Source organism: Paenibacillus sp. NRS-1782 (genome assembly GCF_050467685.1).
Lineage (GTDB): Bacteria > Bacillota > Bacilli > Paenibacillales > Paenibacillaceae > Paenibacillus > Paenibacillus terrae_A.
The window spans coordinates 29,081-49,843 of sequence record NZ_JBITPH010000010.1 but is presented as its reverse complement, the minus strand read 5'-3'; the positions used below and the strand labels follow the sequence as shown (position 1 = coordinate 49,843).

Sequence of the window (20,763 nt, the reverse complement as noted above, 5' to 3'; positions counted from 1 at the left end):
GAACAACTACCTAACGTCCACGAAGTGCCACTCCACGGTCGGATGGTGCTTCCCAGCGCAGAGCACAGCGCTGCGCCAGTTCCCTCTCCTGCTCCACCCCAAAAGAGTAGGGCAGGCTATTGCGAAAAAAGGAGTCGATTCAGCGAGTAGTAGCGAAGCGGTACATTTGAATCTGAAGAAGCGTCAGCGATCGAAAGATCAAATGGACCACGGAGCGTCTCACAACAAGCACACTCACACATTCAACGCAAACCCTGCCACACTTACAACACCTTTTCCAAGAAACTAATCGTCCGCTCATTTCGCGGATTACCGAATACCTCTTGTGGCGTTCCTTCCTCGACGATGTAGCCTCCATCCATGAACACGACACGGTCGCTTACTTCGCGTGCAAAACCCATTTCATGCGTCACGATCATCATCGTCATACCTTCACGGGCCAGATCATTCATGACGCCAAGCACTTCTCCGACCATTTCAGGATCAAGCGCCGAGGTCGGCTCGTCGAACAGCATAATATCCGGGTTCATGGCCAGCGCGCGTGCAATCGCCACGCGCTGCTTTTGACCGCCAGACAACTGTCCTGGCAAGGCATCTGCCTTATCAGACAAGCCCACACGCTCCAGCAGCTTCATGGCCGTCTCCCGGGCCTCTGCCTTGGACTGTTTACCCAATTCTGTTGGCGCAAACATAATGTTCTTGAGCACCGTCATATGCGGGAACAGGTTGAAATGCTGAAACACCATGCCTATATTTTCACGGACCTTGTTAATGTCCACACTCTTGTCACTCAAGTTGTAGTCATCCACGATGACCTCGCCTGCGGTAATTTCCTCCAGCATGTTCACACAACGTAAAAACGTGCTTTTCCCCGAACCCGAGGGGCCAATGACGCAGACAACCTCGCCTTCCTGTACTTGCATATCAATGCCTTTCAGTACTTCGTTACTGCCATAGCTTTTTTTCAGGTTCTTGACGATAATTTTACCCACGGCGAACTCTCCCTTCAAGACGGTTGGAAATTTTGGTCAGGACTGTAATGACGATAAGATACATCACCGCAACCACCAGCCAAATATCAAAGGATTGGAACGTCCGCGCAATAATGATCTTACCCGATTGGGTCAATTCGACCAGGCCGATAACGGACAAAATCGAAGTATCCTTCAACGTAATAACCAACTGATTGATAAACGACGGGATCATGATTTTCACAGCCTGCGGCAAAATGATTTTGAGCATAGCCGTCCGGTATGGCAACCCAAGAGAACGAGCAGCTTCCATTTGTCCCGGATCAATGGACTGAATACCGCCACGGATGATCTCCGTCACATAAGCTCCCGCATTCAGAGACAACGTCAGTACAGCCGCGACAAAGAGCGGCATTTTAAAATCCAGTGCCTGCGGAATACCAAAGTAAATAAAGAAAGCAAGTACGATCAGCGGAATACCACGGAATACATCGACAAAAACTGTGGCAATACCACGGAACAGTTTATTGTGACTCACCTTCATAAAGCCAAACACCAGACCCAGCACAAAAGCTACCAGCAGGGATACAAGTGTATACAGCAGCGTATTTCCCATTCCTTTGATCAGCGAAGGCAGGGAAGCGGAAATGAGTTCCCAGCGCCCACGTTCAACAGGTGCCGCACCTTTACCGGATTCGCCCAGATACTTGGACATGATTTTGTCATATTCCCCGCTGTTGCGGAGATTCACAAGCCCTGCATTAAATTTCTCCACCAACTCCTGGTTTTTCCCTTTATTTACAGCGAAACCGTAAGAACCACCTTTTTCCTTATCCGTCACAAGCTTGAGTCCATTATTCTGTGTCACTCCGTATGCCAGCACCGGATAATCATCAAAACATGCAACTGAGTTTCCAGTCTTAACCTCATCGTACATTTGAGAGGAATCATCGAACGGAACCGTCGTAAAGCCATATTTGGCCTTAATGGACTCTGCGAACGTGTAGCCTTCGGTTCCCGTTTTGACAGCAACACGCTGCCCTTTCAGGTCCTCATAGCGCTTAATCGTATCATTATCCTTACGGACCGCCATGACGACACCTGAATCAAAATACGGTTCAGAAAAATCAAATTTTTGCTTACGTTCATCTGTAATACTCATCCCGGCAATAACGCCGTCCACTTGATTCGTTTCAAGGGCCTGCACTGCCGCATTAAAGCCAAGAGGCTTGATGGTATAGTCAAAATTCTGATCCTTGGCAATAGCAGCCAGCAGATCCATGTCGATTCCGACAAATTTACCGCCTACATCTTCAAACTCAAAAGGCGCGAACGTTGTATCCGTGCCGATATCATATTTTGTTATGTTTTCTGCATGTGCCACTACGCCAAAATTACCGGCCAGGGCAACCACAAAAAACAGACAAATCATGAGTGCTATTATTTTTCCGGATTTTTGCATAAGTTCCTCCAGTCAGTTGAACGGTTCAAAGTTTTTTGTTTATTCTACAGGAGTTATCAAAAATTGACTACTTTGATGTCAGATATTTTTTGAAATGTTTCATGAACCTCTCTGGTCGAGTAAGGTTTACTGGGCCTGTGTTTGTTCTTTAATGCCAATAAGCCCCTGCCGCAAAAAGCGGACGGAGGCTTATTGTGTATCCCATAGTGTGTACTTATTCCCTAGAAATAATGATGAACTAAAAAAGAATTTTGAAAATCAGTCCTGACAATAAAGCAGAAATTGGAATGGTAATAACCCAAGTAATGATAATTCTACCAGCCAACGACCAACGCACAGCGGAAAAACGCTTCGCAGAACCAACACCCAAAATAGCCGAAGTTATCGCATGAGTGGTGCTTACTGGTAAATGAAGCAGCGTGGCTGTGAAAATAACCGAAGCTCCGGAAATATCAGCGGCGAAGCCATTGATCGGCTCGATTTTAAAAATCTTGGTGCCCATCGTCTTGATGATCTTCCAGCCCCCAATAGACGTACCAAGCGCCATTGCTGTTGCGGCCGAAATTTTAACCCACATTGGCACTTCCAGATGATCCTGATACCCCGCTGAAACGAGTGCAAATGTAATAATCCCCATTGCCTTCTGAGCGTCATTCGTACCGTGCGTGAACGATTGAAGCGCTGCCGTAATGACCTGCATCGTGCGAAAACCTTTATTCACCGTATGCGGACTGCGACGAGCAAAAACGTATTTTAAAATGATCATCACAATATAACCAATAACAAAAGCAATCAGCGGGGAGAAAATAAGTCCCTCAACAATCCCGATGAAGCCACTCCAGTTCAATTTCTCTGATCCCGCACCTACATACACAGCCCCGGCCAGCGCACCAATCAAGGCGTGGGAAGAGGATGAAGGAATACCGAACCACCATGTGAGCAGATTCCAGATAATCGCTGCGATCAGTGTCGCAATGACGATATCAATCCCGTTCGTAAGCTTGGTAGGGTCAGCCACACTGCCACCAATCGTCTTGGCAACCCCTGTAAACAATATGGCTCCCAGAAAGTTCATAACCGCAGCCATAATAATCGCACGACGCGGCGTCAACGCACGGGTAGATACCGAGGTTGCGATAGCGTTCGCCGTATCATGAAAACCGTTAATAAAATCAAATGCCAGAGCAAGAAAAATAACAATACCCAATACCAGTAAACTTGTATCCATGTAAAAGGACTCCCTTACGAGTTACGCATAATGATGGATTCCAGCATATTTGCAACATCCTCGCATGAATCCGTTGTCGTTTCTAGGCGTTCATACAATTCTTTGCGTTTAATCAGTTCAATGGGATCAGTCACAGTTGCAAACAGGTTTTTGATGCAAATACGCAACAGCTCATCCCCCTGATTTTCCAAATCATTCAGGCGAATGGTGTATTCACGAATGGCCAGCAGCTTCTTCTGTGAAAGCAAATGTACAGCCTTCTGGATTTCATAAGCCGACTGACGCAAAATATCAGCGAACTGCACAATATACTCGTCCGGCTCCGTAATGTTGTACATATAAAAACGAGAGGCCGTCGCTTCCAGACCGTCCAGCACATCATCCATGGTCGTTGTCAGTTCCATGATATCGTCGCGTTCCAGCGGCGTAATGAAGGTCTTGTTCAGCTCAGTAATAATCGTGTGTGTGTAATCATCACACTTATTTTCATACTTCTTCATTTCATTAGTAAACAGAACCACATCTTGAAGATTTGAAGTATGTTGGGCAAAGTAATCGGCTGCTTGCACGATTGTATCTGCCATATTTTCCAACGTCTCGAAGAATATATCCTTTTTCTTCAATCTCATTAACGATTACCCCTTTACGAAAATATCCGCAACCTGTTTCGACTGCATTAGACAACCTTTGCTATCTTATCACACTCATCAATGTTTTTGTAAAGTTTGTAAAGGCAAATTTCATAATATTAAGTATACATTGCCCGACAAGGAAGTTCATTATGCGACAAATTATATCTAGAAAGGTGGATTATGGATTCCTCATTTTACTTCTACACTTACATGCTCGTTCAGCGAAACGTCCGCCGGAACCACATGTATATAGGATGTACCTGGTACCAATGGAATTTCAACTCCATTTTTCATAAAACGAATAGCATCACCGGGCGTATGCTGCCACTCGGCGTGTATCAACTTCCCTTGTTGAAACAACATAGCCTCTCCACCGCCTTTAAGCTCAACGCTCAATCGACCTACATCATCCAGCATTTGGTGCCTGGTGCTCATCACAATGACATTGGCCGCAGAGAGCTGCTTGTTATTGTTTTGATCCACATGTGACTTTTCGTTCACAAAACGCTTATATTGCTGATCTGACGGATCGTAGATGTAAGATACCTTGTAGCTTTTAAGCAAAAAGCGGATTTGCAAAGATACTGCCTCCCCGTCTCCCATGATCGAAGCTTCACCGAATTTAAGGTAGTTATATACCGGAACCACCGTCTGCTTGGCGTAGCCTTTACTTTCGCTTCCTTGGCGAAGTCTGTTCACATCTGTGTACAGATTGTGTGGAGGACGGCGATCCTTGCTTCTCCAGAAGTAAGCTCCCCCATTCGAAATCTCATCCAGATGCTCTTTTCGTTGCTGCTGTAAAATCGCATAGGCATCTGTACTTCCCCCGGCGTGTATCGGCAACGCCCCGTAAGTTTCGCCCAGCTCAATCAGATACGGCCGGATGCTGCGGACCGGACCTATTTTCACATCACCACCATGACTTTGGAAAAAAGCTACCAAACGTGTAATTCCACCTTCTGCGAGAACTTCATATACCATGTCAGCCTCGCTAAGTCCCGCCTGAGGTCGTGCGGCTGGAGCATTATTAATCATAATCGCAAGCGGTCGTTCCAGAACACGCTGCTCCACCGGAAGGCCGGTAAGCGGAGCTGTAAATGCCGGAATATTCGTTTCCTTGGACGGTTCAAGCGCTTCCGGCTGTGTTTGTTGCTTAATGGGTTGGGGCACGGGTTCTGATTCACCCGATTTGGACATAGCAGAACAGGACATCATGGTCATACATAGCAAAACCGAGGTCATCACACGCAACCATTGGCTTCGATTGAAAATGGGCCCGAACAAATTCATCCCTCCAGTTAGACATTTTTCTCATTATAAGCGTTATTTCCTGTTTTTGTCTTGATTGAAGCTCCTCATCACTATAGAATACTTATCTGAAGACATTAAAATTTAAAAAATATTCATACTTTGTGATTTTTATCACAAATAACTGTAACTGAACCTAATACAATAAGGGTGTAGCAGAGATGATCATCCCAAACCAATGAAATACAACCAACATTATAAGAGATAAGAAAGAGGAGTGGTTTGAATGTTTAACAACTGGTTGCGAGAAAATAAAGTAGCGATGTGGCTGCTGACTGTAGTACGGGTTTATCTGGGTTATGAATGGATGACCCATGGACTTGAGAAGCTGACTGGCGGATTCGATGCAGGCGGATTTATCTCGGGGGCCATTGCTAAGACAGGCGGAGAACACCCCGCTGTACAAGGCTGGTGGGGTTCGTTCCTTGAAGCCTTTGCTCTACCCAATGTCGGTCTGTTCAACGTCCTGATCCCACTGGGTGAGTTCCTGGTCGGAGTTGGCCTGCTTCTTGGTACACTGACTACATTAGCTGCCTTGATGGCAATGGTTATGAACTTCTCGTTCCTATTCTCGGGCACAGTAAGCACCAATGCAATCTACCTGCTGTTTGAAATCTTCCTTGTCGTTGCTGGCGCAAACGCTGGACGGATTGGCTTGGATCGTTGGGTATTGCCCTTCCTGCGTGGACTGTTCCGTAAAAATAAAGATACCTTTCCAGCAGATCCTGCTCGAAAAATAGCTTAAGCTACCCAAAAAAACAACCGTTACCCTCCGGGCTAATGGTTGTTTTTTTGTGCAGCTATGCTGCCGTGGTTTATAGATTCGAACGTTCTTTTTTCACATTTACGTATCACGTTCTTGACCGAAAACCCAACAATTGAGACTCAGTGAGCCCAGGACATAGGACTGAAAAAGCTTCTGCGCCGAGCGCTGGTCATCCGCAGCCCCCATCGCGTAAAACAGCGGCGAAAAATGCTCTATCCCATAAGAGGGAACCGCCTGTTTGGCATAAGGAGCCTTTTTATCATATTGGAACAAATGACGTAAATTCCATTCCTGAAGCTGCTGACCGATCCAGTTATCATATTGAACCGCCCAATCTGCTGGCTCATTCGTCTGCTTGAGTGTTCGCAAGTTGTGGACCAATCCGCCGCTTCCGATGATCAATATGCCCTGTTCACGCAACGGTGCCAGCATCCGCCCAATCTCATACTGCTCCTGCGGAGCACGTCTGGAATCAATGGAGAGCGGGACGACCGGGATGTTCACATCAGGATATATATGCCGCAAAACCACCCATGCTCCATGATCCAGTCCCCGGTTCCGTACCGGCTGGTGGAACAGGTTATGCTGACTGAACAGATGCTTTATCTCCTCATACAGCTTCGGATCGCCTGGTGCAGGGTAATCAAGTGTGTACATTTGTTCAGGAAAGCCATAGAAATCGTGCAACGTCGCATGCCGGTCATCCGCCCCGATACATTGATCAGCACTATCCCAATGCGCGGAAAAGATGACTATTCCTTTGGGTCGGGGCAGGCTCGCGCCCAGCTCTGCAAGAAAGCTGGTGTATGCGTTGTTTTCTAAAGCCAGTGTCGGTGAACCGTGCGCAACAAAAATTGAGGGTAATGTCATCGCTGCCAACCTCCACACGCCAGTATAGTGTTACTCTTCCATTTTACTCCGGTGGAGGCGTAATTTCCAATACAATCCGTTGCAGCCTGAAATCAGATCATCCAGTGCTGCCAATCCCGCTGAATATTCTCCTGCTCATCCAGCCATTCCAGCGTCCGGTCGATCAACCGCTGTCGCTCTTTACCGGAGGAGAAGGTGTGGTCTCCCTGAAAAATAATCTCTTTGTCACAGCGTCCCTCTTGACGCATCCAAAATACCTTTTGGAACAGGAATGCATAGTCCACAGGAATGATATCATCCGAGGTTCCGTGAATAACGAGCACATCGCCGTTAAACTTGACGGCCTCCTGAAACGGCTGGAACTGGGCAAGCGACTCAAAATATGAAGGTGTGAACTTATAGCCCAGATAGTCGGCCTGACCGCTTTTCACGGACTCATCGTACACGCTCCGCTCCGTAATTTTAACAATGTCATTGAACGGGTAGCCGACCGCAGACCAAAGCACCAAATTTTGTACTCTCTTGTCCCGTACCGCTGTGAGAAGAGCGACCGCGCCACCCAGACTGTGACCAATCAGCGTCACCTTGGTCGGGTCGATATCTGTACAATTCACCGCATAATCGAGCACGGTACGTGTCTGATTAATCATCGACTCCAACCCCTGCTTACCGTATTCACCCGTGCTTTCCCCGCAACCCGCAAAATCAAAGCGCAGGACAAAATATCCCCCTTCCGCAAGCTCACGAGCAGTCTTCACGAATAACCGATCTACCCCGATCCGATTGCCCACAAATCCGTGACATATCACTACGAGCGGTACCCGTCTCTGACCGTCTCCTTCATTCGGATTGCTTGGATAATGAATCGTTGCGGCCAGCTCCTCATTTTCAAAGCGAATTCCAATTTGCCGTTCCATCATGATTGTCCCCCTGTTTCAAGCTTCACCGTCACCAAGCTGTATGCTGCATGGGCACCCCCACCTTGTGAAGCTTCTTGTAATGATTAATGATTGATAATTAATGATTTAATGCGAATATGTCAAACGTATATTGTAACATGGATGCTCAGCAAAATATCCATTCACTTTAATTCCGATAAGTTTAATAAGTTTTATAGTAAAATCAGTCTATCATTGCCCTGCTTCCTTGTCAACCTGTCAGTTATAACGGAGAAAAAGGGAATAAATGGCGCTCCCCGCAACGAATAACGGAGAGCGCCATATTACATTACTTGGTAGGGAAAGTCACTTTCATCCCGCAGACTATTCGTAGCTGTTCCTGAACATTTCGTGGGTCTCCGTACGCCCCTCCCAGTCCAACCTGCAGGAGACACCGCTATTCTGATCCTCATGCCATAAGCTGCGGTAGCTCTCTTCACCCAGATCACCTGCAAACTCGGTATCCTGAGCCCATTCAGCATCATTCAGAATACGGTACGTCGGGGATGTTCCCTGAACGCTCCGATGACTCACGTTCACAGGCATGGCCTCCACGCTGTTTCTAACTGGAGCGGCTTCCAGCCGTTTATTAACCGTATAATCCGCCTGCTTATCCAGCTTCATGATGCCACATCCTCCCCACATTTACATTCAGGATGCCCCGCGTGCTCACCCTTTATCCAGTTTGTGGAGAATGCTGCGGTAATATACATTGCGCAGATAAAGCCTTTTGCCATCCGCAGCTTACTCACGTATACTGTTTTTGTTACGTATTGGCGGTTCCGCCAGACCGGAATACGCCCGCAAAGCAGGAGGAAGCAATGAATAAATCCAAAAATTATACACTTATTGCATGGATTTCCTTGTCCATGTTTTTCTTGACACAGGCAATCATCGGATGGTTTGTAACGTTTACAGGCGGAGATGTTGCTCCTTTTGAAAAAGTTAACCTGTCCACTCTGATCATCATCGCCGCAGGAGCCATCTTGCTGGTTGAAACGCTGATGAATTTTATGGACCGCCCGGAAGAAGGAGAGGAAGCACAGCAGGACTATACGCCCGTGAAGCCCCGCATAGACCTCAAATCCATCTTGCTGTATGTCGTGTTAGTCGTGGTGATTCTCGTCGCCGGGCTGGCCCTGCGCCGCGTACTGCCCGTGTTCAGCATCTCGCCCTGGGTGAATCTGATCCTTGCCGCCATCGGCTTCATCGGTCTCAAGCCGATTTTTTTACGCAAAAAACATTCATAAGACGCAAGCCTCATCTGTACTTGGAGCTGCCCGATTTTTGTTCGTGCCAAAAAGCCGTATTCCCCGCCTGCAATAAGATGCATCAAGGGATACGGCTTTGCTGTACGCTAAAGCTTATTTGGAAAAGAGCTGCTCTGCATTATCCAGCGCGATTTTGTGTCCCATCGCCGAATAGTCCAGCCAAGGCTGTCCGTCCAGCATGTAAACATGACCCTGCTTCACTGCTTTGAGTCCTTGCCATACCGCGTTTCCTTCCAGCTGCTTGTACACCTTTTGGGCATCCGCACCTTTACTGATAATGACAAAGATCGCATCGGCATCATAATCCGGCAAAACCTCCTGGGATACGACCTGATATGCCTTGTTGATCTTTTCCACACCCTTGGCTGGCTTCAGGCCCAAATCCTGATACAACAGCGGGCCTACCGGGCGCTTCATGCCCATTACGCGGACTTCCTTCGCCGTCACACGTACAGCCATCACGGTTCCGTCGCCGATTTTTTGATGAATCAGCTTTTTAACTCGTTCCTGCTGAGCGTCGTAATCTTTCAGGAAAGCGTCCGCCTGCGCTTCATGCTTGACCATAACAGCTATTTTTTTCAGTTGGTCCTTCCATGTGCCCTCATCCAGATCAAAGACCTCGGTTGGCGCGATTTTTTCATACTTGGCTACATCGGTTCCCGAATATTTTTTGTCGAGAAAAATATGATCAGGTTGCAGCTCCAGCACAGCTTCCATATCCGGGTCTGTGACAACGCCCAGCTTGCGGGTATTTTGGAGACGATCTTTTACATGCGGCAAAAAGTCCTTCACATCTCCGCCAATGACCGAACCAGCCGGAGTAATGCCCAGCGCCAGCAAATTGTTCGTTAAATGAATGGACATCGAGGCAATACGCGAATCCGCGCTGACCGTTTTCTCACCGTTGTCCGCCGCTTTCGTATCGGCAGCTTGGTTGTCTGCTGCTGGTCCACAAGCGGATAGCATCACCATACATAAAATAAGAACCATGCCCACCCATGAACGCTTGAATCCTGAATAATAGGAACCATTATTTGTCATTACTATTCCTCCTATGTCATAAAATCTCCATATAAAATGATCTATATAGAAAGCTTCAGCTTGTTGGTTTATGTACCTATTCCATCCGTCATTTCGTACGGGACAGCAAAAATAAAAAATACGGAGCCCCTACCACAGCAACCACCACACCCGCCGGAATCGCATTCGGCTGAAACACAGAGCGTCCAATCGTATCCGCAGTGACCAAAATGACGATTCCGACAAAGCAGGCCACCGGCAGCAAATGCTGATACATTGGCCCAACCAGACGGCGAGCCAGATGAGGCGCAATAAGCCCAATGAAGCCAATACCTCCAGCCATAGACACACTGGCGCTGGATAGGGCCACGGCTGCACCCAACAGCAACAGCCGCTGACGCTTCACACTCGTACCAATTCCAGCCGCCGTCTCGTCGCCCAGCGACAGATTGTTCAGGCTGCGCGTCTGTGACAAAACGTAGGGCAACACAATAACTATCCACGGCAGCAAAGCCGCCGCATGTATCCAGTCCCGGCCCCATACGCTGCCAGCCAACCAGCGTGCGGTGAACGCGTAAGTATCCTCATCGAGCCGCAAGGACCAATACAGCGTTATAGAGCTGAGGCCCGAGGCTACTCCGATGCCGGATAGAATCAGACGCACAGGCACGATTCCTCTGTTCCGGTTATAGGACAACAGCACGATCAGCACCGCCGCCACGACACCTCCTGCAAAAGTAAACAGGGGGATCAGCACGGCTGCCGATCCTTCAAGATCGCGAAAGAAACTGACGAACATCACCAGTCCCAACGCAGCGCCCGCGTGAAGCCCCAGCACCCCCGGGTCAGCGAGTGCGTTCCGCGACAAGCCCTGCATCACAGCTCCGGCTGCTCCTAATCCGGCCCCAGCCAGTACCGTTACAACGATACGCGGCAGACGGTATTCGAACAGAACAGTATGATCACGTCCGCTTCCCCCGCCAAATAGCGTATCCAGCACGCGTAGCGGTGGAATGCGAATCGTTCCGGTATTCAGACCCAGAACAATGACAACAAAGCTGAGCCCCGCCAACACCAAACAAACGAGCCAAGCCTTTCTCCTTCTTGCATCCCTGGTCCCTAAAGAGCGACTCACTACAAATCCCTCCTTTCCTTACGAGCGAGAAAGAGGAAAAAGGGCACCCCGATAAAAGACACCATAATGCCAATAGCCAGCTCCTCCGGCGGATTCGCCATTCTCGCTCCCAAATCAGCCAACACCAGCAGCACAGCTCCCAATAACGCAGACAGCGGTACGATCTGGCGATAATCCACACCGATCAGCTTGCGGGCAATATGCGGAATGACCAGCCCTACAAAGCCGATGGCCCCGGCTGCGGACACGGACAATCCGGCCAGTACCACCACGGTCAGCAGACCCAGCAGCCGGATACGCTTGAGATTTAATCCAAGATTCAGCGCCACCTCATCGCCCATCGAAATCAGGGATATAGAGCGTGCCAGCCCCATAGACCAAGCGATCACAATCAGCAAAATTGGCGCAAGAATCTCAAGCTGCGACCATTTGATTCCGGCGACACCGCCCGCATACCAAAAGGCCAAATCCTGACTCAGATCAAAATATATCGCAATCCCCGAAGTCATAGAGCCTAACAGAGCAGCCGTCACTGCTCCAGATACGGTCAATCTCATCGGCGTCAATCCCCCGGGCGCGGAAGCTCCCAGACCAAATACCAGCAAGGTGCTCATCAGTGCCCCGAGGAATGACAGTACGATTAACGTTCCATAAGGAAGATTAGGGAAAAAGGCAAAACTCACAGCGACCACGAACATCGCTCCTGCGTTAATGCCTAACACACCTGTATCTCCCAGCGGGTTGCGCGTAATCCCCTGAATTAGAGAGCCTGCCACCGCCAGCGCAGCTCCGATGACAGCCGCCCCCAGCACGCGCGGTAATCTTAGCTCATGAATGATCTGATGTGTCATCAATGAACGATCATAGTGGAATACTGCCGCCCATACCGTGCCTAAGGTCAAGTCCTTGGCTCCAAGAGAAATCGCGGCAAACATGGCCAAGGCCAGCAACACAGCAGCACCTATGAATAGCAGCGCCTGCCGAATCCGGCCCGCCCGGAGTAAAGGACGGGCTACAAAGGCTACTTCGGGAGCTGTGCCTTCTATCCGAGCCGCAGGTTTATCTGCTCTGCCTTTAAACTGCATTCGAGGCACTCCCTCCATACCTGAAACCACCATAACGCTCATGACGATGGCGATAATGATAATTATTATCAACTCGATTCATAATAGCATGTTTCTATGACATTGCAAGCCAAAAACTGCTCCCCCTTTGGAGGAACAGTTTTTGGCTATACCTAGGTGAGATCGCTATATGGATGACTCCATCTAGCCCACATTTTTTAGTACGTAGGCCAACCTGCGGAGTCCCATTTCAGATCACTAATCAGCAGCTTTGGATTTCCGTTATCAGTCGCATCATAGGCATGACGCGCAATCACTCCATTGTTATAAATAGACTGACCGCCCGGTCCCTTCCAACGGTCATTCCCCGCATCCAATACGGTTCCGCCGCCATCCATCAGTTTTTTACCACTCTTGTCCACATACGGTCCAGTAATACTGGTGGAGCGACCGTAAATAATTTTGTAATTACTGTTTACACCTTGGCAGCAGTTATCAATGGAAGCAAACAGATAATAATAACCGTCTCGGTATGTAACATGTGGAGCTTCCAGACCGCCAGCGGTACGCTTCGCAATGGAATAAATCTGCCCTGTAGGCTTCATCGTATTTTTGTCCAGACGGGTGACTTTCAAGCCCGTGTTCCATGAGCCGAAGGAAAGCCAAGGGTTACCGGAAGCGTCAATGACCATATTCGGGTCAATGGCATTGTAATCATCAGATTGCGTTGTACGCAGCACCAGTCCGTCATCTCTCCAGCTTCCGGCTCCTATGCTCGTTGCAGAAGTCAATCCGATGGCCGAAGTGCGGGAACCGAAAGTAGATATAGAGTAGTAAACCCATACTCGTCCATTGTACTTTTGAGCATCCGGTGCCCAGACATCGTTCGGGGTTTGATTAGGTACATACGATTTCCACCATAATGGCGGCGACAGAAATATTTGTGGTAATCTGTAAAAATTACGTCCATCATCCGACCTTTGAACCTGTATCCCCTGCCCTGTGGAGAAAATATACCATGCATTGCCTTCCTTCGTGATGGACGGATCATGTACCGCGACATCACCAGTTAACGCCCAATGCTCTGCCGATACCGACGGCACCACGGATAGCAATAATGCAGCCGAGGTTACGGCGGCAAACGCCGTTCGAGCCAATTTACCCTGTACTGATTTTTTCCAGGATTTCATCATTCTTACGCACCTCCAAATTCATTATTATGATGAAAATCAGGTAATACACAGATTACATTAGTGTTTATACTTATGAAGTTACATATATATTAACCTATTAACTCCAGTTTTGTAAACGCTTTATTTCAAATAAAATGAAATTTATAAACTACGCATAATGTTATGTACCCTGGAGCGACTGGAATCGAATTTTGCAAATTTCTGTTACAAAAAAAGGAGCCCGCAGGCTCCATCCTTGTTAAATCAGCATGTTAAACAGATTTTCGTTTTTGTTCAGTTCCGTATATTCGAGCCCCTTGCGGTTCATTCGTTCAATCAAGGGAAGGTAGTCTTCCTTGTGAAACAGCTCAATGCCGACCAGCGCCGGGCCGTTCTCCTTGTCATTCTTTTTCGTATACTCAAACCTTGTGATGTCATCGTCCGGTCCAAGCACATCCTGAAGAAACTCACGCAGCGCTCCTGCTCTTTGCGGGAACTTTACCATAAAATAATGCTTCAGTCCTTCGTAAATCAGGGACCGTTCCTTAATCTCCTGCATACGGTCAATATCGTTGTTGCCACCACTGACGATGCAAACAACCGTTTTGCCCTGAATCTGTTCACGATACATATCCAATGCTGCTACAGGCAACGAGCCCGCAGGCTCCACTACAATCGCATTTTCATTATACAATTCCAAAATCGCAGTACACGCCTTACCTTCCGGCACCTTCACAATATCGTCCAGGGTACGTGTACAAATGTCATATGTTAACTGACCGACACGCTTAACAGCGGCTCCGTCAACGAACTTGTCTATTTGCTCCAGCGTAACCACCTTGTTCAAACGCATGGCTTCCGTCATCGACGCCGCGCCAAGCGGTTCTACACCAATGACCTTGGTGGATGGACTGACCGTTTTGAAATACGTGCCTATGCCTGCCGCCAAACCGCCACCGCCAATGGTCACGAACACATAATCTGCTGGCGTATCCAAACTTTCCATCACTTCCATCGCAATCGTACCGTTACCTGCAATAATTTTCGGTTGATCAAACGGATGGATAAAGGTCATCTTCTGCTCGCTGCACACCTTTATGGCCTCATCGTATGCATCGTCGAACGTATCCCCGGTCAAGATGACCTCCACACTGTTGCCGCCAAAGCGACGAACCTGCTTCACCTTCTGATTGGGTGTTGTGCTCGGCATGAATATTTTCCCGTGAATGCCCAGCGCATTACATGAAAAAGCCACACCCTGCGCATGATTCCCCGCACTCGCACACACGATGCCCTTTTCCATCTGCTCGGGAGTCAGGCTGCGAATCATGTTGTAGGCTCCACGGATTTTAAAGGACCGCACGACCTGGAGATCCTCTCTTTTCAGATACACGTTACAGTTATATTTGGCCGACAGGACGGCATCCCGCTGCAAAGGTGTACGTACAATGACATCACGCAGCATATGATGCGCCCGTACAATATCCTCCATGCTGACGGTTGACGTCATCGGGGCCGGATCGGTTTTCTGGGTTTCTGTTGGTTCCATAGGTTCTCCACGCTCCGCCTGAATATGTCTGTATTTGAAATCTTTCAAATATCATACCACGTTTACCTATAGCTTGTGCAGGTCATAGAGCATGAAAATGAGAATGAAAATCAATTACGGCAACGATTATCCTTTTACCCCGCCTGCGGTCATTCCCTCAATAAAGTAACGCTGGAAGAACAGGAACACGACGAGAATTGGCAAAATAGCCAGCACCGACCCGGCGATCAGCACATCATAGTTGTTGCCATACGGCGTCAACAGACTGGACAGACCAATCGGCAGCGTCAGCATGTCATTGGTACGCAGTACGATCATCGGCCACAGGAAGTTATTCCAGCTATTCATAGCCTGCAAAATAGCCATCGCTGCGAACGCGGGCGCCATCAGAGGCATCATAATCCGCACGAAAATGCCATACTCCGAACAGCCGTCAACCCGTGCAGCATCCATAAAATCCTTCGGGACCCCGCTCAAATATTGACGGAAGAAAAAGATCGGAATCGGCGCGACAACAAATGGCAGAATGACGCCCCATACCGTGTTGATCAGCTTCATGCCGATCATCAGCTTATAGAGTGGAAGCATAATAATTTCTACTGGTATCATCATCACGACCAGGACGAGCGTAAAAATCACATTTTTCAGCTTGAACCGATACATCTCTAGTCCATAGCCCACCATGGCGGACAATATCAAACATAGCACCGTGAACACAACGGTTATCACAATACTGTTCCAGTACCATTGAAAATAATCCGTCGTCCCCTGAAAGATGAATGCATAATTTTTCAAGGACATGATGCTCCACTCCAGCTTGAGATTCAAGCCGTACCGCAGCAGCTCCGTCGATGGCTTGAACGAGGCCAGCGTCACGGCAAATAGCGGAAACAGGGCAAACCCGGCAAACAGGATGAACAGAACAACGAGCAGTGCGGATAACGCGCCTTTTTGCTTCTGAACCATCGCTTAGTCCTCCTTCCGAAACAAGCCGAAAAATTTGAGCTGGACCAGGTTCAGCAGCAGCGTAAATACGAGCAATACAATGCCTACTGCGGCTCCGAAGCCCATACTGTTTTGCTCCAGACCTTGACGGTACAGATAACCGACAATCGTTAGGCCGATATCATTCGGAGAGTTGTTCCCGTTCCACAGCATGTAGCTCTCCGTAAACATGGACAACCCCGCATAGATACTAATCGTAAATACGTAGATCGTCACTGGTTTTAGCATCGGAATCGTAATCCGCCAAAAGGAATCAAAGCGACTGGCTCCGTCAATCTGTGCGGCTTCATACAGCTCGGGGGGGATGTTTTGCAGTCCCGACATGTAATACAACATGTTCACGCCCAGCCATCTCCACAGGGCCAATACGATCAACGCTAAAAATCCGGTGTTGGCGTTCATCAGCCATTTGTACGGCTCCAGACCGAACACACCCAGCAAGGAATTCATCAGCGAACCGTCCAATTCCCCGAACATGAGCCGGAAAATCGTTCCCGCGACCACCACTGAGGTCAGTGCAGGTATAAACATTACCGAGCGAAACAGACCTCTGCCCGGCATTTTGGGAGAATTTAGCAATACCGCCAGCACCAGTGGCAGCGGAATCAACACCACCAGCGTAAGCAGGGTATACAGGACGCTGTTCAGAATCGCTTTTCCAAACGTGGGATTGATCAAATCCTTATAATTTTCCAGTCCGACATAAGTCGTTATGCCAGGCAGCACTTCCTGAAAGCTCATAATGACTGTCGAGATGACCGGGTACGCAAAAAACAGTGCAAATGACAGTAGAAACGGAAGGACAAACACATATGGCGCCGTGCGGCTGGAATGAATAAAGCGGCTCCATCGGCTTCTCGTCGGACGCTGAGGCTTCGGCGGCTGACCTGTCGGTACATTTGCGTTCGTATGAACGGGCGTTGCCATAGATCTCACTCCCTTTCCTGTTGGGGGACTATCTCAATTCATCGGCCAGCTCATGCAGCACCGTGGCCGGATCCTCACCATTCAGCAATGTCCGATAAAGTATTTTATTGCGTACTGCACTGGCAATATCAGGCGTTTTCGGTCCGATATGCACCGCATTAATTTCCTCTTTTACCTCAATGAGCGTATCGAAAATATTCGTTCCGAAATAATCCGTAAACTTATTCTTCGCTTTGACTTCCGGCATCGTCCATACTTCACTGCGGATCGGATCAAAGCCGAGCTGCTTCCAAATTTCTACATTCCCTTGCTTGGAAAGCTTGGCAAAAGCCAGAAAACGCATCGCCAAATCCTGATGCTTCGATTGGTTCGTGACCACCGTGCCCGTTCCGCCCATCCCCGCTGACCGAGAGCCGCCTTTTTCCCACGCTGGCAACGGTCGGATGATGATTTTCCCTTTCAGGTCAGGCATGTAATCCGTAAATCGTCCCATATACCACATCGGCATCCACACCGAAGCGGCCCCTCCTTTGTTCATAAACCCGTAGTATTCCTCCATATGGTGTCCGCCGCCCGGCGCGGGAATGGCGATTTTGTCCTTCACCATTTGCTGGAGAAATTCAAGTGTTTTAATATTCGTTTCGTTATCCAGCGTCAGTTCACCCTTATCATCCAGGAAATCCGATTTTTGCTGGGAGATCATCGGCCAGTAATTCCACAGGTCATTCGTTTCCACGGTCGCCATCGGCTTGCCCGTCTTTGCCAGTACTTGCTTGCCCGCCGCAGCATAATCTGCCCACGTTACGATAGAATCCGGGTTTACCCCCGCCTGATCCAAAATTTCTTTATTGTAATACATCACTTCGGCTCCAACATGAAAATCAATACCGTAATACTTACCGTCTTTGCCGTAAATCTGTACTCTGGAGGGCACAATATTTTTCAGCTCCGGGTCAATCACCGGATTGAGCGGAACCAGCTGTGGTATCCCTTTGAGGAAATTACCGATCTTGTTCACCTCGATATCTGCGATATCCGGCGCCCCCACCCCTGATTGCAACGCAATCGACAGCTTGCTGTGGTGGTTATCATATGGAAATGTATTCGCTTTCAAAATAATCGGTTCATCAGGGTGCAGTTGGTTCCATTGGTCGGCCATTTGCAGAAAAAACTTCTCATGCAGTTCATTAAACGTCCACAATACCAATTCTGTTCCCGGCCCATCCTTTTCGTCGGCCTTGCCAGAACAGCCTTGCAGTAGTCCAGCCAGCAAAACCACCGCCATGAGCATCAACGCCATGCTTTTTCTTCGCAGCAGCATATCCTTCCCCCTTCGCATGATGAAAAGATAATTCCTTAAAATGATTGCGCTTTCTTTTCTATTTAACATCAAGCCAAATTAGTTTACAAGAACATTATTTATAAGAAATTCATTTTTAGCGCAGAACTAGCGCCTACGTTGCATTATAGGGGGAAAATGAATTGAATGGGATTATGAAAGCTACGCAAAAAAGAGCCTCGAATGGAGGCTCTTGTATGTTATATAAAATGATCTTTCTTTATACCTTCTCTCCACTCGGGCCAAAATGCTCCCCAAACCACTTTCCTGCGGCTTCGCCCTCGGTACGGGTCAATTGGTGACCGTTGCGTTCCCAGTGTGCATCTACCTGCGCACCTGCGCCTTCCAGCAAGGTTAGCAGCTCACGGGATTCCGCAACCGGAACAATCGGGTCGTTTTCACCGGAAGATAGAAATACGGGAACACCATTCAAGTCTGGCAGATTCAGTCCACGCAGCGGCACCATCGCATGGTGCAGAATAGCTCCGCGCAGCGCCTTGGCATCGTGAAAGAGCATGCTGGCCGCTATATTCGCCCCGTTGGAATAGCCAAGAGCCACAACGTTGTTGCGGTCAAAATCGTATTGCTCCGCAGCTGTATCCACAAATTCACTCAGTTCCTTGGTACGGAATACGAGATCCTCGATGTCGAACACCCCCTCTGCCAAACGGCGAAAGAAACGCGGCATCCCATTTTCCAACACATTTCCCCTTACGCCTAACACAGACGCTCCCGGTGCTACCAAACCAGCCAAAGGGATCAGATCCTGTTCGTTCCCACCTGTCCCGTGCAACAGCAAAATAACCGGTGCTTGCGGATTACTTCCTTTACGGAATATGTGTTTCATTTATATCCTCCTCTAATTTTGTTTTAAATTAAGAATCTTATTTTACATATAAATGAATTATAGCGAACTTCCCGACCTTTTACAAACAAAATCAGCAAACCTACTCTAAAACTTTTTCTAGAATGATGTATTTATCCTTTGACATGTATCCTAGTTCTATTTTACTATTGCATTATATATTTAGAATATTATCTAAATATCTAAAGGAGGAAGTGAATTTTGAATGATGCCTTCAAAGCTTTAGCTGATCCGACTCGGCGTAAAATATTACAGCTCTTGAAAAAGAAAAGCATGAGCGCAGGCGAAGTGGCTGAGCATTTTCAAATCAGCAAGCCCAGCATATCCCACCATCTGAATATCTTGAAGCAAGCTAGGCTAGTGCTGGATGAGCGACAGAGGCAAAACATTATTTACACCCTGCATACGACGGTTGTCGCGGATGTCATCGGTTGGATGTTCAGCATTGCCCACTCCGATGCCCCTGCGAAACAAAATGCGAATGACATCAAGGATACGGAGGAATCTGAATGAAATCTCGAATGAAATGGAGCTTTACGGATGTTTTGACGACTTTGATTTCCCTATCACCCGCTATAGGGGCTTTGCTCCTGTATGACCGCCTGCCTGCCATGATGGCTTCCCATTTTAGCTTTGACAATACGGCTGACAGATATATGGGTAAAACGGGCGCTATCGTCATGCTGGTGCTGATGGGCCTGATACCGCTATTGTTCCGGTTAGCCCGCTACATGGACCCGAATCGAGCGAATTACGAAAAATTTTCTAAAGCCTACGAAGTAACACGTGCAGGTCTTGCCGTTGTACTCGCTGTAGCCGGTTGGGGCATGCTTCTGTATAGCCTGAACATACTGCTGCAAATGAATACTATAATTTGCGGGTTGGTAGGCCTGATGCTGCTGATGCTCGGTAATTATTTGACTCAGGTACAGCCAAACTATACCTTCGGTATCCGCACACCGTGGACTTTGTCCAACCCAGAGGTATGGCGTAAAACGCACCGTTTCGGCGGCCCTATGATGATGCTCGGGGGTGCTTCGGGCTTGGTGGCGGCATGGGTCGATGGAATGGCGGGAACGATCATTTTTCTCACTGGACTGGCTATATCCGTCGTCGCCCCCATACTCTATTCCTTCCTCCTTTATCGCAAATTAAATCAAAAGTAGGCATGCAGGACGTAGTAACTCTGTCCAGACGGACAAAAGCGTATGAGACGATCCGAATGCATAAATAAACAAAGA

Annotated in this window: 21 protein-coding genes; 4 read left to right on the top strand and 17 right to left on the bottom strand. The window is 48.2% G+C overall.

The features are described from left to right. Window positions 1–263: 263 nt before the first annotated feature. The 5 genes from ACIFQM_RS03745 to ACIFQM_RS03725 form a co-directional block, all read right to left on the bottom strand. Window positions 264–992 (bottom strand): amino acid ABC transporter ATP-binding protein, encoded by a 729-nt coding sequence (locus tag ACIFQM_RS03745; RefSeq protein ID WP_430037879.1) that lies wholly within the window; start codon window positions 990–992, stop codon window positions 264–266. Beyond that, entirely contained in the window at window positions 985–2,433 is a 1,449-nt protein-coding gene (locus ACIFQM_RS03740; RefSeq protein ID WP_430037882.1) for an amino acid ABC transporter substrate-binding protein/permease, read from the bottom strand. The genes ACIFQM_RS03745 and ACIFQM_RS03740 overlap by 8 nt, the downstream gene beginning before the upstream one ends. A 238-nt stretch (window positions 2,434–2,671) precedes the next feature. Beyond that, on the bottom strand, window positions 2,672–3,661 hold the full coding sequence (locus ACIFQM_RS03735) for an inorganic phosphate transporter (protein WP_430037885.1): 990 nt from the start codon (window positions 3,659–3,661) through the stop codon (window positions 2,672–2,674). A gap of 14 nt (window positions 3,662–3,675) precedes the next feature. After that, complete coding sequence (locus ACIFQM_RS03730; RefSeq protein WP_014279877.1) at window positions 3,676–4,290, bottom strand: DUF47 domain-containing protein; 615 nt, start codon at window positions 4,288–4,290, stop codon at window positions 3,676–3,678. A 192-nt stretch (window positions 4,291–4,482) separates the two neighbouring features. Continuing rightward, window positions 4,483–5,583, bottom strand: a complete 1,101-nt coding sequence (locus ACIFQM_RS03725) for a DUF3048 domain-containing protein (protein WP_430037889.1) — start codon at window positions 5,581–5,583, stop codon at window positions 4,483–4,485. 244 nt (window positions 5,584–5,827) lie between these two features. On the opposite strand from ACIFQM_RS03725, the gene ACIFQM_RS03720 reads away from it, so the two are divergent. Next, window positions 5,828–6,346: a DoxX family membrane protein gene (locus ACIFQM_RS03720; RefSeq protein ID WP_044647040.1), complete on the top strand. Its 519-nt coding sequence runs from the start codon at window positions 5,828–5,830 to the stop codon at window positions 6,344–6,346. Window positions 6,347–6,445: 99 nt separating this feature from the next. Here ACIFQM_RS03720 and ACIFQM_RS03715 read toward each other — a convergent pair whose 3' ends face one another. The 3 genes from ACIFQM_RS03715 to ACIFQM_RS03705 all read right to left on the bottom strand — a co-directional run bounded on the left by ACIFQM_RS03715 (window position 6,446) and on the right by ACIFQM_RS03705 (window position 8,799). Beyond that, window positions 6,446–7,237 (bottom strand): dioxygenase family protein, encoded by a 792-nt coding sequence (locus tag ACIFQM_RS03715; RefSeq protein WP_430037892.1) that lies wholly within the window; start codon window positions 7,235–7,237, stop codon window positions 6,446–6,448. 92 nt (window positions 7,238–7,329) lie between these two features. Continuing rightward, a complete protein-coding gene (locus tag ACIFQM_RS03710; protein WP_430038006.1) occupies window positions 7,330–8,154 on the bottom strand; it encodes an alpha/beta hydrolase family protein in 825 nt (274 codons plus the stop codon). 345 nt (window positions 8,155–8,499) lie between these two features. Then, the gene (locus ACIFQM_RS03705; RefSeq protein ID WP_430037895.1) at window positions 8,500–8,799 is read right to left on the bottom strand and encodes a hypothetical protein; all 300 of its coding nucleotides are present in this window, start codon (window positions 8,797–8,799) and stop codon (window positions 8,500–8,502) included. 197 nt (window positions 8,800–8,996) lie between these two features. Between ACIFQM_RS03705 and ACIFQM_RS03700 the strand changes: the two genes are divergently transcribed. Next, window positions 8,997–9,425 carry a hypothetical protein gene (locus tag ACIFQM_RS03700; RefSeq protein WP_430037898.1) on the top strand — a complete coding sequence of 143 codons (429 nt, stop codon included), beginning with the start codon at window positions 8,997–8,999 and terminating at the stop codon, window positions 9,423–9,425. 114 nt (window positions 9,426–9,539) lie between these two features. On the opposite strand, the gene ACIFQM_RS03695 is transcribed toward ACIFQM_RS03700, so the two are convergent. From ACIFQM_RS03695 to ACIFQM_RS03655, 9 genes are all read right to left on the bottom strand, one after another. After that, on the bottom strand, window positions 9,540–10,487 hold the full coding sequence (locus ACIFQM_RS03695) for an ABC transporter substrate-binding protein (RefSeq protein ID WP_430037901.1): 948 nt from the start codon (window positions 10,485–10,487) through the stop codon (window positions 9,540–9,542). An 88-nt stretch (window positions 10,488–10,575) separates the two neighbouring features. Continuing rightward, a complete protein-coding gene (locus ACIFQM_RS03690; protein ID WP_430037904.1) occupies window positions 10,576–11,601 on the bottom strand; it encodes a FecCD family ABC transporter permease in 1,026 nt (341 codons plus the stop codon). Next, the gene (locus ACIFQM_RS03685; RefSeq protein ID WP_430038009.1) at window positions 11,601–12,686 is read right to left on the bottom strand and encodes a FecCD family ABC transporter permease; all 1,086 of its coding nucleotides are present in this window, start codon (window positions 12,684–12,686) and stop codon (window positions 11,601–11,603) included. The genes ACIFQM_RS03690 and ACIFQM_RS03685 overlap by 1 nt, the downstream gene beginning before the upstream one ends. A gap of 197 nt (window positions 12,687–12,883) precedes the next feature. Beyond that, window positions 12,884–13,858 (bottom strand): glycoside hydrolase family 43 protein, encoded by a 975-nt coding sequence (locus ACIFQM_RS03680; protein ID WP_430037907.1) that lies wholly within the window; start codon window positions 13,856–13,858, stop codon window positions 12,884–12,886. A 238-nt stretch (window positions 13,859–14,096) separates the two neighbouring features. Further along, window positions 14,097–15,386 (bottom strand): threonine ammonia-lyase IlvA, encoded by a 1,290-nt coding sequence (gene ilvA, locus ACIFQM_RS03675; protein ID WP_430037910.1) that lies wholly within the window; start codon window positions 15,384–15,386, stop codon window positions 14,097–14,099. A 126-nt stretch (window positions 15,387–15,512) separates the two neighbouring features. Continuing rightward, entirely contained in the window at window positions 15,513–16,352 is an 840-nt protein-coding gene (locus tag ACIFQM_RS03670; protein WP_430037913.1) for a carbohydrate ABC transporter permease, read from the bottom strand. Between the two features lie 3 nt (window positions 16,353–16,355). Next, a complete protein-coding gene (locus tag ACIFQM_RS03665) occupies window positions 16,356–17,318 on the bottom strand; it encodes a carbohydrate ABC transporter permease (RefSeq protein ID WP_082067198.1) in 963 nt (320 codons plus the stop codon). Between the two features lie 28 nt (window positions 17,319–17,346). Continuing rightward, window positions 17,347–18,639 (bottom strand): ABC transporter substrate-binding protein, encoded by a 1,293-nt coding sequence (locus tag ACIFQM_RS03660; RefSeq protein WP_430037916.1) that lies wholly within the window; start codon window positions 18,637–18,639, stop codon window positions 17,347–17,349. A 238-nt stretch (window positions 18,640–18,877) separates the two neighbouring features. Next, window positions 18,878–19,504 carry an alpha/beta hydrolase gene (locus ACIFQM_RS03655; protein WP_430037919.1) on the bottom strand — a complete coding sequence of 209 codons (627 nt, stop codon included), beginning with the start codon at window positions 19,502–19,504 and terminating at the stop codon, window positions 18,878–18,880. Window positions 19,505–19,723: 219 nt separating this feature from the next. Between ACIFQM_RS03655 and ACIFQM_RS03650 the strand changes: the two genes are divergently transcribed. After that, window positions 19,724–20,035 carry an autorepressor SdpR family transcription factor gene (locus ACIFQM_RS03650; RefSeq protein ID WP_430037922.1) on the top strand — a complete coding sequence of 104 codons (312 nt, stop codon included), beginning with the start codon at window positions 19,724–19,726 and terminating at the stop codon, window positions 20,033–20,035. After that, window positions 20,032–20,688, top strand: a complete 657-nt coding sequence (locus ACIFQM_RS03645) for an SdpI family protein (protein WP_430037925.1) — start codon at window positions 20,032–20,034, stop codon at window positions 20,686–20,688. The genes ACIFQM_RS03650 and ACIFQM_RS03645 overlap by 4 nt, the downstream gene beginning before the upstream one ends. Window positions 20,689–20,763: the final 75 nt, after the last annotated feature.